Source organism: Streptomyces sp. MZ04 (assembly GCF_004684775.1).
In the GTDB taxonomy this organism is placed as follows: Bacteria; Actinomycetota; Actinomycetes; order Streptomycetales; family Streptomycetaceae; genus Streptomyces.
This window is the reverse complement of the sequence record NZ_SRIC01000017.1, coordinates 14,566-28,187: the sequence shown is the minus strand read 5'-3', so window position 1 is coordinate 28,187 and position 13,622 is coordinate 14,566. Positions and strand designations below refer to the sequence as shown.

The following is a 13,622-nucleotide window of genomic DNA, read 5'->3' as shown; positions in this document are numbered from 1 at the left end:
GAAGGGCCTGCTCAACGCCCCGGCCCGAACAACTCGTCCTGCGCCGCCTCCCTCGCGGCAAGCAGCGCCCCCCGCAGCACGGCGGAGCCGCCCAGCGTGCTCGCCCTGACCTCCGTACGTAGCGGCGACATGGCGGTGACGCGCTCCCCGACGCGGGCGGCAAGCGCGTCGCCGCCCGCGCGGCCCAGCTCGCCGCCGAGGACGACGCAGCCGGGGTCGAGGATGGCGGCCATCGCGGCGGCGCCGACGGCGATCCGGTCGGCGGCCGCGTCGAGATAGCCGCCGTGGCCGGTCGCGACGGCGCGGCGCACCACATCGGCGGCGCCCTCCCCCGGCTCCAGGAGCCCGTGCTCGGCGCCGAGTTCGCGCAGCGCGGCCGCGCAGGCCAGCGAGTGGAAGCCGCCGTCGCAGCCGGTGGCGGACGGCAGCGACGCGGTGCCGGGCACCGGCAGGAAGCCGATCTCCCCGGTGCCGCCCGAGGCGCCGCGGCGCAGCGTCCCATCCAGGACGACGGCGGCACCGACGCCCTCGCCGAGCCAGAGCAGGACGAAGGTGTCGCGGTCCCGGGCGGCGCCTTCGCGCTGTTCGGCGCGGGCGGCGAGGTTGGTCTCGTTCTCGACGAGGACGCGGGCCGGCAGCCGCTCCTGGAGCGCGCCCGCGAGCCTGCGGTGCCAGGCGGGCAGCGAGGTGGTGTCGCGCAGTTCGCCGGAGGCGGGGTCGATGAGGCCGGGGGCGCCGATGCCGACGGTGTGCAGCCGCCGGGCGCCGCCCTCGTGAGCGGTGCGCTCGACGAGGGCGACGGCGCGCTCCACGGCGGGCTCGGTTCCGGTGTCGCCGCCGATGGGCAGCGATGCCTCGGCGAGCACCGCGCCGAGCAGATCGGTGACCACCACGGAGAGGCCTCCGGTGCGTACGTCGAGGGCCGCGAGGTGGGCCCGGTCGGCGACGATCCCGTACAGCCGGGCGTTGGGGCCCCGGCGCTGCGCGCCCGCCTCCCCCACCACCGTGATCAGTCCCGAGCCCTGCAGGCGCTCGACGAGATCGGCGACCGACGGCCGGGACAGGCCGGTCAGCTGCTTCAACTGGTTGGCCGTCAGCGGCCCTTCGCGCTGCAGGAGCCCCAGGGCGAGCCGGTCGTTGATGGCCCGGGCGGTGCTCGGTGATGCGGGCATGCCGGGGATCCTTCCATAAAGCTGCTATTTATCAGGCAGGGTTCCTGATAGTTTACGTCGCCGTAGCGGGGCGGTACCTGTCGCCGTAGCGGGGCAGCACGCTGGGAGGGGCGGAGCATCGATGAGTGAAGTGGTCTATGACGCACGGCAGTTGAAGCGGGCGCGGTACGCCGTAGCCGCTGTCTTCTGTGTGCACGGCGCCGTCACGGGCTCCTTCGCCACCCGCGTCCCCTGGATCCAGGAACATGCCGACCTCAGCGCGGGCCTCCTCGGCCTCGCCCTGGCCTTCCCCGCGATCGGCGCCTCGGTGGCGATGCCGCTGGCCGGCTGGGTCAGCCACCGCTTCGGCGCCCGCACGGCGCTGCGCGGCCTGCTCGCCCTGTGGACGATGGCGCTGATCCTGCCCTCGCTCGCGCCGAACCTGCTCACGCTCTGCCTGGCCCTGTTCGTGTACGGCGCCACGGCGGGCATGTCGGACGTGGCGATGAACGCCCTGGGCGTCGAGATCGAGACCCGCATGAAGAAGTCGATCATGTCGGGGCTGCACGGCATGTGGAGCGTCGGCGCCCTGATCGGCTCCGCGGCGGGCACGGTCGCGGCCCACCTGGGCGCGGACGCCCGGCTGCACCACGCGCTCGCCGCCGTGGCGCTCACCGCGATCGGCCTCGTCGCCTGCCAGGGCGTGCTGGATCTGCAGGCGGCCCCCGAGGAAGAGCCGCCGCCGCGCTTCTCGCTGCCGCCGAAGTCGGCGCTGCTCATCGGCGCGGTCGGCTTCTGCGCGGTCTTCGCCGAGGGTGCGAGCCTGGACTGGTCGGCGGTCTATCTGCGGGACGTCCTGGACAGCTCGGCCGGGCTCGCCGCGGCCTGCACCACCGGGTTCACGCTCACCATGGCGATCGCGCGGCTCGCGGGCGACGCGGTGGTGGACCGGTTCGGGGCGGTGCGCACCGTGCGGGTGGGCGGCGTGGTCGCGGCGCTCGGCGGGGTGCTCGTGGTGGCGGCGCCACATCCGGCCATGGCCATGGGCGGGTTCGCCCTGATGGGACTCGGCATCGCGGTCGTGGTGCCGCTGGCCTTCGCGGCGGCAGGGCGCAGCGGCCGCAACCCCAGCCAGGCCATCGCGGGCGTCGCGACCATCACGTACACATCGGGTCTGATCGCGCCGTCGGCGATCGGCACGCTCGCCGACGCGACGAGCCTGGTGGTCTCCTTCGGCCTGGTGACGGTGCTCGCCTGCGGGCTCGCGGTGTTCGCGGGCGTCCTGCGCACGGACGGCCGCGACGCCACGCCGGTCGCCGCGGCGGACGCGACGGCACCGGGGCCGAAGGCCTGAGACCCGCCGTCGCCTGCCTGACCCCGCCGTCGCCCGCACCACCTGCCGAACATCCGCGGACCTTACGCCCGTTTAACATTGCGCTGACTCATTCAGGTCTTGACAACAGGTCGGGCGCACAGAAGGCGGAACAGAACCATGGATCTCGGCGTGCGCTGGAGACTGCACGGAGACGGGCGCACCCCCGCGCCCGGAGCCGTCGTCCGACCCGACGAGCGGCTCTCCTGGCCGCGGACCTTCGGGCTCGGCGCCCAGCACGTGGTCGCCATGTTCGGCGCGTCGTTCGTGGCGCCCGTCCTGATGGGCCTCGACCCGAACCTGGCGATCATGATGTCGGGCGTCGCGACCGTCATCTTCCTGCTCGCCACGCGCGGCCGGGTGCCCAGCTACCTGGGCTGTTCGCTCTCCTTCGTGGGTGTGGCCGCCGTCATCCGCGCGCAGGGCGGCTCCTCGGCGACCGTGACGGGCGCGGTCTTCGTGGTCGGCGCCGCACTGTTCCTGGTGGGTCTGGCCGTGCAGAAGTTCGGCGCGCGGATCATCCATGCCGCGATGCCCCCGATCGTCACCGGCGCCGTCGTCATGCTGATCGGCTTCAACCTGGCCCCCGTCACCGCGTCCACGTACTGGCCGCAGGACCAGTGGACGGCCCTTCTGGTGATGCTGTTCACCGGCTTTGCCGTGGTGTGCCTGCGCGGATTCTGGTCACGCGTCGCGATCTTCCTTGGGCTGATCTTCGGGTACGCCCTGTCCTGGGCCCTCGACCTGGTCTTCGGCAAGATCCACTCGGCGGACGGCTCCGGCAAGGTCGTCGACCACTGGCGCCTGGACCTCTCCGCCGTCGGCAACGCCGACTGGATCGGCCTGCCGTCCTTCCACGCCCCGAGCTTCGAGTGGTCCGCGATCCTGGTCGCGCTGCCCGTCGTGATCGCACTGGTCGCCGAGAACGCGGGCCACGTCAAGGCGGTCGGCGAGATGACCGGCGACTCCCTGGACGACAAGCTCGGCACCGCGATCTCCGCCGACGGCGCCGCGTCCATGCTCTCCACGGCGGTCGGCGGCCCGCCCAACACGACGTACTCCGAGAACATCGGCGTGATGGCCGCGACCCGCGTCTACTCCACCGCCGCGTACTGGGCGGCCGCGTGCTTCGCGCTGCTCTTCGGCCTCTGCCCCAAGTTCGGCGCGGTCGTGGCGGCCATCCCGGGCGGCGTGCTCGGCGGCATCACCGTCATCCTGTACGGCATGATCGGCCTGCTCGGCGCGCAGATCTGGATCAACGCCGAGGTGGATCTGCGCAATCCGCTGAACCTGGTACCGGCCGCCGCGGGCATCATCATCGGCGTCGGCGGCGTCTCCCTGAAGATCACCGACAACTTCGAGCTGAGCGGCATCGCGCTCGGCACGATCGTCGTGATCACGGGCTATCACGTCCTTCGCGCGTTTGCGCCCCCGCACCTCAAGACGCAGGAGCCGTTGCTCGACCAGGGCACGTCCTCGTACGACGAGACGGATCCGGAAGCGGGCGCCGACGGCTCTCAGCCACGCGCCAAGTCGTAGGCGTACCCGGGCGTGAAGGTCCCCGGCGCGCCCTTGCAGCCGTCGGACTCGCCCGGCAGCTTGATCCACAGATAGGCGTCGATGCGGGCCTCGCCGGTGCGCAGCGTCGGGCTCGGCCCGAGCTTGCGGCCCGCGGGGTCGCACCATTCGCCGTCCGCCGGGGCGCCGTTGCCGTTGCGGCTGGTGTCGATGACGGCGCCCAGGCCCGAGGGGCCGCCGAGCGCGGCCAGGACCTGGCGGGCGTAGGCGGCCTCGTCGGCGGTGCGGTGGAAGTTCGAGACGTTGGTGAAGATGCCGTCGGAGGACGCCGCCGACGCGGCGCCCGCCGCGCGCAGCCGCCCGGCCTGCTTCGTGGCAGCGTTCCAGCCCGAGTGCCCGGCGTCGTAGTAGACCCGGGCCTTGGGGTCGGCGGCCTTGAGGGTGCGGCCCGCGCGGGCGAGCGAGGCGTACCGGTCGGCCCGTTCGCCTGCCGACAGGCACTCGGAGAGCGCGATCGCGTCCGGTTCGAGGATGACGATGACCTCGCCGGAGCCGAGGCCCGCGGCGAACTTCTCGATCCACGCGTCGTACGCCGCGAGATCCGGCGCCCCGCCTTCCGAGGCGCCCCCGCAGTCCCGGTCCGGTATCGCGTACGGAACGACGACGGGCACCCGGCCCCCGGCAGCCGACGTCACGGCCCGCACCCGTGACGTGATGGTCCCCGGCGCGTAGTCGGCGAACCACACGGCGGCCGGCTGATCGGCGATCCTCGACTCTATGAGCGGCCGCCGCGCGTCGCCGCGGTTGGCCCTGACCCAGTCGAGCACCTGTGAATCGCCGTACCGGTAGAGGGAGTTGGCGGCCGGGGCCGTGTTGTCCGGTCTCTCCGGGCGCCGCGTCGACGGCTTCGGTTTCGGTTTCGGCTTCGGCTTCGCGGAGGACTTGGCGGGGGACGGCTTCGCCGAGGACTCGGAGGCGGACGGGGTCGGCACCGCGGGCAGCGGTTCGAGCGTCGGCGACTCCGTCACCTTCGGGCGTGCCCGGTCCTTGCCGCCGCCCTCGTCGAGCGCGGACACCATGCCCGCGACGGTCCCGACGGCGGCCACCACCGAGGCCGCCGCGACCATGACCCCATGGCGGGCGGCGCCCCTGCGCTCGGCCCGTCGTCCGGCGCGATGTCGTGCGCGATTGCCTGACACGATGCTGCTCCTCCCCCTCCTCCGTGTCCCCCCGGACACGGTGTACAGCTCCCCTCCCCAGGGGCACACACGGACGCCGTTCCCCCGTTCTGGGGAAGCGTCCGGTGCGGTGACACTCGGGCCAGCCTATGACTGGGACCCTGCCACCATGGCGCAGTTGGAGCGGTTCGCGGAGTTCACAGGCCCGGCACAGGGGGTTGACGGGGTGGTGACGCGGATGCGCGCGCTCGGCGCGGACCTCCCATCGGGCGACGGGGTCGGCGTCTTCAACGGGGTCTATCTGTCGGTCACCGAAGAGGTCGACCGGCACCTCGACAGGGGCCGGTTCGCCGACTCCGGGGCCGCGATCACGCTGGACGTCCTGTTCGCCGAGCGCTATCTGCGGGCCGTCGACGCGGCGGCCGGCCACCACAGGGCGCCGGCGTGCTGGCGGCCCCTGCTGCAGTTCCGCCGCCATCCGGGCGTACGTCCCCTGCAGTTCGCGCTCGCGGGCATCAATGCGCACATCGGGCACGATCTGCCGCTGGCCGTCGTGGACACCTGTCGTACGCTCGGCTGCGAACCGGCCGACGTCGAGGACGAGTTCGACCGCGTGGGCGACATCCTCGTCTCGCTGGAGGAGCGCATCCGCGAAGATCTGATGCCGGGCCCCGATCTCTTCCAGATCGCCGATCCCCTGACGCATCTCGTGGGTTCCTGGAGCCTGGAGCGGGCCCGGGACGGAGCGTGGGCGGCGGCGCGGGCGCTGTGGGCGCTGCGTGGACTCCCGGCCGTGGCCGAGGAGTTGCGCACCCGCCTCGACGGCGCCGCGGGCCTGGTGGGCCGCATGCTGCTCACCCCGCTGCCGGACTGATCCGGCCACTCATCGCGCTCCCCCGCGGAACTCCCGGGCGATCGCTGTACGTTGACGCGTGGGACCCCGGATGCGAAGGAGCACCACCATGGCCACTCGACTCGGACTGAGCCTCCCGCAGGGCCGGCAGTACAGCATGGGACGAGACGTCCCCGCTGTCGCCCGAGCCGCCGAGGAGATCGGGTACGAGAGTCTGTGGGTCTATGAACGGATCCTGTTCCCCGAGCCCGCCACCCAGGGGCTCTACGGAATAGAGGGCCTGCCCTGGCCCGACGTCTACCGCTCGGTGCCCGACCCGCTGATCACCCTGACGCTGGCCGCGGCCGCCACGGAGCGGGCCCGCCTGGGCACCAGCGTTCTGGTCGCCCCGCTGCACGTGCCGTTCCAGCTGGCGCGCTCCCTGGCCAGCCTGGACGCGGCGAGCGGCGGCCGGGTCGTCGCGGGCCTCGGCACGGGCTGGTCGCTCGACGAGTACGCGGCGGCGAGCATGGCCCCCTTCAAGAAGCGCGGCAAGGTCCTCGACGAGCTGATCGACGTCTGCCACGCGGTCTGGGGCCCGGACCCGGTGTCGTACGAGGGCGAGCTGACGACCATCACCTCGGCCGTGGTCGGCCCCAAGCCGGCCCGCCCCATCCCGATCCTGCTGCCCGCCAACAGCCCGCGCGCGCTGCGCAGGCTCATCGACCGCGCGGACGGCTGGATGCCGGTGGGCATGGGCGCGGACGCGCTCGCCACGCAGTGGCAGCAGGTCCAGGAAGCCGCCGCCGAGCACGGCCGCAAGGACCCGGTCCAGAGCGTCCTGCGGGTCAACACGCGCTACACGGCCAAGGCGTACGAGGGCGAGGGCCGCGCCCCCTTCCAGGGCAGCGTCGCCCAGATCGTCGAGGACCTGGCGGCACACGCCGCGGTGGGCGCGGTGGAGGAGATCCTCATCGAACTGCAGGGCAGCGCACGGGACGGCGAGGAGCTGAAGGACCTCGCGGCGGAGGTGTACGAGGCGGCGCGGGCGGCCGGGGTGTAAGGGCCCGCCCCGAGGGGCCGCCCCGAAGGGGCGCGGGGCTGTTACATATGCGGCTCCGCCGCGTGGGCGCGACCAGCCACAACGGACCGTCCGGTGCCCACGCGCCCCAGATGAAACGGCGCTATCAGTCCTCAGGCAGCTCGACGGGCGCAATCTCGTCGTACACATCCCCGGGCCCGGGGTTCGTAGCGTCCGTCGTCCCCCCGAAGTGGTTCATGACACCCCACACCGCGTTCAACGCGGTCGTCACCGCACCCTCAGCCCAGCCCGCCGTCCAGGAAATGTCGTCACCGGCAAGGAAGATGCCCCGCTTGTCCTCCGGCAGGGACTCCTGCATGAAGTGCGTGAACAGCCGCCGCTGATAGCGGTAGTGCCCCGGCAGGTTCGCCTTGAAGGCGCCCATGAAGTAAGGCTCGTTCTCCCAAGACACAGTCACCGGGTTGCCGATGATGTGCTTCCTGATGTCGACCTTCGGGTAGATCTCGCCGAGCGACTTCAGCATGACCTCCATGCGCTCGTTCGCCGACAGCGGCAGCCACTTCAGGCTGTCGTCGCACCACGTGTACGAGAGGCAGATGACGGCGGGCTTGTCCGGCCCGTCGTCGAGCAGGTAGGTGCCCCGGGTCATGCGGTCCGTCAGCGTCATCGACATGACGTCACGCCCCGTCTCCTCGTCCTTGTCCAGCCAGAACGGCCGGTCGACCGGAACGAAGAGCTTGGAGGACTCCATGTAGTGGGTCCGCTCCATCGCCGTCCAGTGGTCGATGGGGAAGAGCGTGTCGTCGCAGGCGATCTTGGAGAGCAGCATCCAGGACTGGGCGGTGAAGATCGCCGCCGGGTACGTGCGGATGTCGCCCGAGGCGTCGGTGACGGTGACCCTGTTGCCCGCGGTGCGGTCGAGCCGCGTCACGGCGGGCTTGGGCTCGCCGCCCTCGTGCAGCGACTTCAGGGACGTACCGAGATCCCAGTGCACGATCTTCTGCGGCTCGCGCTCCCACAGGCGAAGGGGCAGCTGCTGGCTGCCGCCGACGATGCCGCGGTGGTAGTCGTCGGCCTCGGTGTAGACGACGCGCAGGATCTCCAGGATGGAGTTGGGGAAGTCGGTGTCCCAGCCGCCCGTGCCGAAGCCGACCTGGCCGAAGATCTCGCGGTGCCGGAAGGACTTGAAGGCCTCCGAATCGCAGAGGAAGCCGTAGAAGGTCTGGTTGTCCAGCTTCTCGACGAGCTTCGACCAGATCTCGCGGATCTTGGGCACGTCGCGCTCGCGCAGGGCGCGGTTCATGTCGGAGAAGTCGGCGCCCTCCTCCAGACAGGCGTTCCAGGCGTTCATCACGTCGCGGTAGACCTGCGGCAGGTCGTCGACGGACGTCGCGTAGTGGGACTCGCCCTTGAGGTCGACGACCGTCGAAGGGGTCGACTCCGCGAGGGGGTTGGGGAACGCCTTGGTCTTCAGGCCGACCAGGTCGATGTAGTGCTGCAGCGCCGTCGAGGACGGCGGGAAGCGCATCGCGCCCATCTCGGCGGTGAGCGAGTCGTCGCAGCCCTCGAAGCCGACGGTGCGGAGCCGGCCGCCGATCTGGTCGGCCTCGTAGACGACGGGCTTGAGGCCCATCTTCATCAGCTCGTACGCGGCGATGATGCCGGACAGGCCGCCGCCGATGACGGCGACCTCGGTGCCGTGCTCCGTCGCCGGTATCTGGCCCAGGCCCGCCGGGTTCGCGAGGAAGTCGTCGTACGCGTAGGGGAAGTCGGGACCGAACATGGTGATCGGCGGCTGCGCGTCGGTGTGCTGGACGGCATTGGGCACCGTGGACGTCATGGGGTACGGACTCCTTGCGGGAACGGCAGAACAGAAGAAGGGGAGGCTCGGGGGGGTCAGGCCAGCGACGCGTACAGACCCGGGCGGCGGTCGCGAAGATAGGGGTTGTTCTCGCGCGACGCGGCCAGGAACTCCGGGTCGGCGTCGGCGAACACCAGCTGCCTGTCCCGTCCGGCGCGGGCGCGGGCGACGCCGTCGGGACCGGCGAGCGTGGAGAGCCCGACGAACTCGAACTCCCCTTCCTTGCCGACCCGGTTGACGTACGCCACGTACATCTGGTTCTCGAAGGCCCGCACCGGCACGACCGAGTCGGCGACGAACTGGAAGGGGTGCATCTGGGCCGTGGGCACGAGCAGCAGATCGGTGCCCGCGAGCGCGTGCGCGCGGACGTTCTCCGGGAACTCCACGTCGTAGCAGATCATCAGGCCGATCCGCAGACCGCCGAGCTCGGCCTGGACGACGGCCTGTTCACCGGGGGTGAAGTGGTCGCGCTCGAAGCAGCCGAAGAGGTGGGTCTTGCGGTAGTTCGCCAGGCGGGTGCCGTCGGGGCCGATCAGCTGGACGGAGTTGAAGACCGTCCCCCGCTCTCGGCTTCGCTCGAGCGGGAGGTGCCCCCCTCCGTCCCGCTCGGGGTAGCCAAAGGCGACGGCGACACCATGACGTACGGCGATCTCGGCGATGGCGGCGGCCGAGGGACCGTCGGCGGTCTCGGCCAGGCGCGGGATGTCGTCGCCGATCGCGTAGCCGGTCAGGAAGAGCTCGGGCGCCACGAGCAGCCCCGCCCCCGCGGCGGCGGCGCGGCCCGCCGCGTCGTCGAGCTCCTTCAGGTTCTCGGCGACGGATCCGAGCTGCCCTGAGCTCTGGAGCAGGGCGGTGCGCAGCGCAGGCATGGCGGATCCTCATGGCGTACGAAGGGGCTTGTGGGGTCCGTTAGACGGTACGGTCGGCGGCCTTGCCCGGACAAGGCGCGAGCGTTGCGGGCTGCCGCGCGATCCGTTGCGCGTGACGGGCCAGGGGCGGCGATTCGTTGCGCGGTGCCGTGCGCCCCGGGTATCGGGGGTCTCCTCCTCCGGGCGCAGGGGTCCGCCGCGGGCCCCCGCCGCGCGGCGGAAGCGGAGTCCCGCCCCTGGCCGGACGTGCCGGACCCCCCGTCCGCGAGAGCGTGATCTCACCCGGAAACGCCGGGTGAACGGCCTCGAAGACGGAGGGCTCCCATGAGCCGCACGACCTCGCCCCGCACCCGCCGCTACCCCCGCGCCCTCGCCGTGGGCGCCGCGCTCCTGATGACGGCGGGCGCGGCGGGCGTGGCCGTCGCGTCCGGCGACGACGCCGCGTCCACCTCGCACGCCGGCGAGCGGGCCGAGCCCCGCGAGGCGGCGGCGCTCACCGGCTCGGCGAAGATGTACCGCAAGACCACCGAGGACGTGACGTTCACCTTCGACGCGCATCTGGCGGCGAAGAACAACGGTGACCCGTCGAAGGCCACCGGCACCTTCCGCTTCGTCCACCTCGACAAGCCCGGCGGCGAGGGCGGCTGGGCGAAGGGCCGCATCGACTGTCTGATGACGGGCGGCAAGGTGGCCACGGCGACCGGCATCATCACCGACACGAACCTGAAGGAGATCAAGGGCGGCCGCGTCGGCTTCACCGTCCACGACCAGGGCAAGAAGGACCGCGTCGGCTACAGCTGGGCGGCCGTGGGCCGTCCCGACGGCACCAAGAAGCTGCCCAAGTGCACCAGCTCCGCGCCGCACGAGAAGGTCAGGCAGGGCACGGGCGACTTCGAGGTCGTGCCGTGGAAGGTGCCGTACCCGACGGACTGACCGGCGCGGCCACGGACGAGGAGCCGCCCGGACGGGGGTCTGGCGGCTCCTCCCCGAGGAGGGCTCGCGCACCGGCGTCCCCGCCGCGCGGCGGAGGCGATCACCACCTCGCGTGCGATGCGCGGGGCGCCGGTGCACGGGAGCGTTGATCCCGCCCGGAGCGACCGGGCGAAGCCACCGCAGACGGAGGACCCCTCATGACCTTGACCCGTACCCGTGTCGCCGCAGCCTTGGGAGTCCTGGTCGTGCTCGCCACCGGGGTGGCGGTACCGGCCTTCGCGTCGGACGCGCAGCACCGAGAGGCGGCCGCGCTGACCGGCACCGCGATGATCGACCGCCCGAAGGGCGACGACATCACGTTCACCTTCGACGCCCGTCTGGACGCGAAGGACAAGGCCGATCCGGGCAAGGCCCGCGGCACGATCAAGTTCAGCCACTCCATGGAGAACCCCAAGTGGGGCGGCTCGGCCGAGGCGCGGGTGGACTGCCTGCTGACCGGCGGAAAGGTCGCCACGGTCTCGGCGGTCGTCACCAAGGCGGACGGCGGCCTGAAGGAGTCCGTCGGCAAGCGCGTCGGCCTGACGGTCCACGACACGGGCAAGCAGGACCGCTTCGGCTACAGCTGGGCGATGGTGGGCATCCCGAACGACCTGCCGGACGACATGCCCAAGTGCGTGAGCGCGGCCCCGTTCGAGAAGACGAGGCCGGGCAGCGGCACGTTCCACGTGCGGTAGCGCCCCGTAAGGGGCGCGGGGAACCGCGCGAGCGACCCAAGACAACCCGCAGCCGGGGAACTACGCGGGCGACCCGGACGAAAACCGCCGCATCAACGGCGAGAGCACCAACACAGACCGGGTCCGCTCCACAAACGGCTCCCCCGCAATGCGCTCCAGCACCCGCTCGAAATGCCGCATATCCGCAGCGAAAACCTGGACAATCGCGTCCGCGTCACCGGTGACGGTAGACGCGGACGCGACCTCCGGATACCGCTCGAGGCCCCGCTTGATGGCCTCGGGCGAGGTATTGCGGCGACAGTAGATCTCGATGAACCCCTCGGTCTCCCACCCCAGGGCCGCGGGGTCGACCCGCACCGTGAACCCCGTGATGGCCCCGGAGGCCCGCAGCCGGTCCACGCGCCGCTTCACGGCGGGCGCGGAGAGTCCGACCAGCTGGCCGATGTCGGCGTAGGAACGGCGGGCGTCCTCGGCGAGGGCGTGCACAATGCGTTCGTCGAGATCGTTCAGTCGCACTGGGGGTGGATCACTTCTCTGCTGTGGCCAGTCGGGAGCGGCTCATGCCGTACAGGAAGTAGAACACGAGGCCGACGGCCATCCAGACACCGAACACGACCCAGGTGATGGAGTCGAGGCTGAACATGTTGTACGCGCAGAAGCCGAAGCCGAGCACCGGGAAGAGCCAGCCGAGCGGCACGCGGAAGGTGCGCGGCATGTCCGGGCGGGTCCGGCGCAGCACGATCACGGCGATGTTGACCAGGCCGAAGGCGAAGAGCGTACCGATGCTGGTGGCGTCGACGAGCTTGCCGAGCGGGATCACCGAGGCGAGGGCGGCGCAGAACAGCGACACGATGACGGTGTTCACGCGGGGCGTGCCCGTCTTCTTGCTGACCTTGCCGAACGCCTTGGGGACCAGGCCGTCGCGGGACATGGCGAACAGGACGCGGGTCTGGCCGTAGAGGACGGTCAGGACGACGGACGCGATGGAGATGACCGCGCCGGCGGCGAGGATCGTGCCCCACATGCTCTGCCCGGTGACGTCGTTCATGATCGCGGCGAGCGTGGCCTCGGAGCCCTCGAAGTCCTTCCAGTTCCAGGCGCCGACGGCGACGGCGGCGACCAGGACGTAGAGGGCCGTGACGATGATCAGCGAGAGCATGATCGCGCGGGGCAGGTCGCGCTGCGGGTTCTTGGCCTCTTCACCGGCGGTGGATGCGGCGTCGAAGCCGATGTACGAGAAGAAGAGGCTCGCGGCGGCGGCGCTGACGCCGGCCGTGCCGAGCGGCATGAAGTCCGAGTAGTTGCCGGACTTGAAGCCCATGAAGCCGATCGTGCAGAAGAGCACGAGCGCGGCGATCTTCACGATGACCATGATCGTGTTGGCCGTCGCCGATTCCTTGGCGCCGCCGAGCAGGAACACCATGGCGAGCAGCACGACGATCAGGCCGGGCAGGTTGATGATCGCGCCGTCCACCTCGCCGGGCGCCGCGGAGAGCGCGTCCGGGATGGTGACGCCGATGGTGCCGTCGAGCAGTTCGTTGAGGTACTCGCCCCAGCCGACGGCCACGGCGGCCACGGACACGCCGTACTCCAGGACCAGGCACCAGCCGCAGACCCAGGCGACGAGTTCGCCCATCGTTGCGTACGCGTACGAGTAGGAGGAGCCGGCGACCGGTATGGAGCCCGCCAGCTCGGCGTACGAGAGGGCCGAGAAGAGGGCGGTGAGTCCGGCGATCACGAAGGAGATCGTGACGGCGGGCCCGGCCTTGGGGACGCTCGCGCCGAGGACGACGAAGATGCCGGTGCCGAGCGTGGCACCGATGCTGATCATGGTCAGCTGCCACATGCCGAGGGAGCGCCGCAGCGAGCCGCCCTCACCCTGGCCACCCTCCGCGACCAGGGCTTCCACCGGCTTGCGCCGCATGAGACGGCTGCCGAGTCCGGTGGCTCCCGGGGGGCTTGGGCGGTTCTGCGGGGGTGCGCCTTGGTCGAGCACGCATGGCTCCTTCATCGCTGCCGGTCAGGGCGGCGGGACCGGCGGCAGCACCCACGCATGGATGGGGACCGCCGAGCAGGCGGTCCCCGCCACACCACGTACAGCGGATGACTCTATGAGTCCGGCTTCACTGGCG

The 13,622-nt window shown here is 71.5% G+C and carries 12 protein-coding genes; 6 read left to right on the top strand and 6 right to left on the bottom strand.

Annotated elements, in window-relative coordinates; all coding sequences use genetic code 11:
- Nucleotides 1-11 precede the first annotated feature (11 nt).
- Complete coding sequence (locus E2651_RS06370; protein ID WP_135330010.1) at nt 12-1,172, bottom strand: ROK family transcriptional regulator; 1,161 nt, start codon at nt 1,170-1,172, stop codon at nt 12-14.
- Between the two features lie 121 nt (nt 1,173-1,293).
- On the opposite strand from E2651_RS06370, the gene E2651_RS06365 reads away from it, so the two are divergent.
- Nucleotides 1,294-2,505: an MFS transporter gene (locus tag E2651_RS06365; RefSeq protein WP_135330009.1), complete on the top strand. Its 1,212-nt coding sequence runs from the start codon at nt 1,294-1,296 to the stop codon at nt 2,503-2,505.
- 138 nt (nt 2,506-2,643) lie between these two features.
- A complete protein-coding gene (locus E2651_RS06360) occupies nt 2,644-4,062 on the top strand; it encodes a solute carrier family 23 protein (RefSeq protein ID WP_135330008.1) in 1,419 nt (472 codons plus the stop codon).
- On the opposite strand, the gene E2651_RS06355 is transcribed toward E2651_RS06360, so the two are convergent.
- On the bottom strand, nt 4,041-5,168 hold the full coding sequence (locus E2651_RS06355) for a glycoside hydrolase family 6 protein (protein ID WP_135330040.1): 1,128 nt from the start codon (nt 5,166-5,168) through the stop codon (nt 4,041-4,043). The genes E2651_RS06360 and E2651_RS06355 overlap by 22 nt on opposite strands.
- Nucleotides 5,169-5,388: 220 nt before the next feature.
- Between E2651_RS06355 and E2651_RS06350 the strand changes: the two genes are divergently transcribed.
- Both E2651_RS06350 and E2651_RS06345 read left to right on the top strand, forming a co-directional pair.
- Nucleotides 5,389-6,093, top strand: a complete 705-nt coding sequence (locus E2651_RS06350) for a DUF5995 family protein (RefSeq protein ID WP_135330007.1) — start codon at nt 5,389-5,391, stop codon at nt 6,091-6,093.
- An 88-nt stretch (nt 6,094-6,181) separates the two neighbouring features.
- Nucleotides 6,182-7,114 carry an LLM class F420-dependent oxidoreductase gene (locus E2651_RS06345; protein ID WP_135330006.1) on the top strand — a complete coding sequence of 311 codons (933 nt, stop codon included), beginning with the start codon at nt 6,182-6,184 and terminating at the stop codon, nt 7,112-7,114.
- Between the two features lie 124 nt (nt 7,115-7,238).
- Here E2651_RS06345 and E2651_RS06340 read toward each other — a convergent pair whose 3' ends face one another.
- Both E2651_RS06340 and E2651_RS06335 read right to left on the bottom strand, forming a co-directional pair.
- A complete protein-coding gene (locus E2651_RS06340) occupies nt 7,239-8,933 on the bottom strand; it encodes an NAD(P)/FAD-dependent oxidoreductase (RefSeq protein ID WP_135330005.1) in 1,695 nt (564 codons plus the stop codon).
- Between the two features lie 56 nt (nt 8,934-8,989).
- Nucleotides 8,990-9,814 carry a carbon-nitrogen hydrolase family protein gene (locus E2651_RS06335; RefSeq protein WP_135330039.1) on the bottom strand — a complete coding sequence of 275 codons (825 nt, stop codon included), beginning with the start codon at nt 9,812-9,814 and terminating at the stop codon, nt 8,990-8,992.
- 333 nt (nt 9,815-10,147) lie between these two features.
- Between E2651_RS06335 and E2651_RS06330 the strand changes: the two genes are divergently transcribed.
- Entirely contained in the window at nt 10,148-10,756 is a 609-nt protein-coding gene (locus E2651_RS06330; RefSeq protein WP_135330004.1) for a Repetin, read from the top strand.
- A gap of 197 nt (nt 10,757-10,953) precedes the next feature.
- Nucleotides 10,954-11,490 carry a Repetin gene (locus tag E2651_RS06325; protein WP_135330003.1) on the top strand — a complete coding sequence of 179 codons (537 nt, stop codon included), beginning with the start codon at nt 10,954-10,956 and terminating at the stop codon, nt 11,488-11,490.
- A 60-nt stretch (nt 11,491-11,550) separates the two neighbouring features.
- Here the strand turns inward: E2651_RS06325 and E2651_RS06320 are convergent, their stop codons facing one another.
- Entirely contained in the window at nt 11,551-12,006 is a 456-nt protein-coding gene (locus tag E2651_RS06320; protein ID WP_135330002.1) for an Lrp/AsnC family transcriptional regulator, read from the bottom strand.
- Between the two features lie 10 nt (nt 12,007-12,016).
- Nucleotides 12,017-13,486, bottom strand: a complete 1,470-nt coding sequence (locus E2651_RS06315) for an amino acid permease (protein WP_135330001.1) — start codon at nt 13,484-13,486, stop codon at nt 12,017-12,019.
- Between the last annotated feature and the right edge of the window lie 136 nt (nt 13,487-13,622).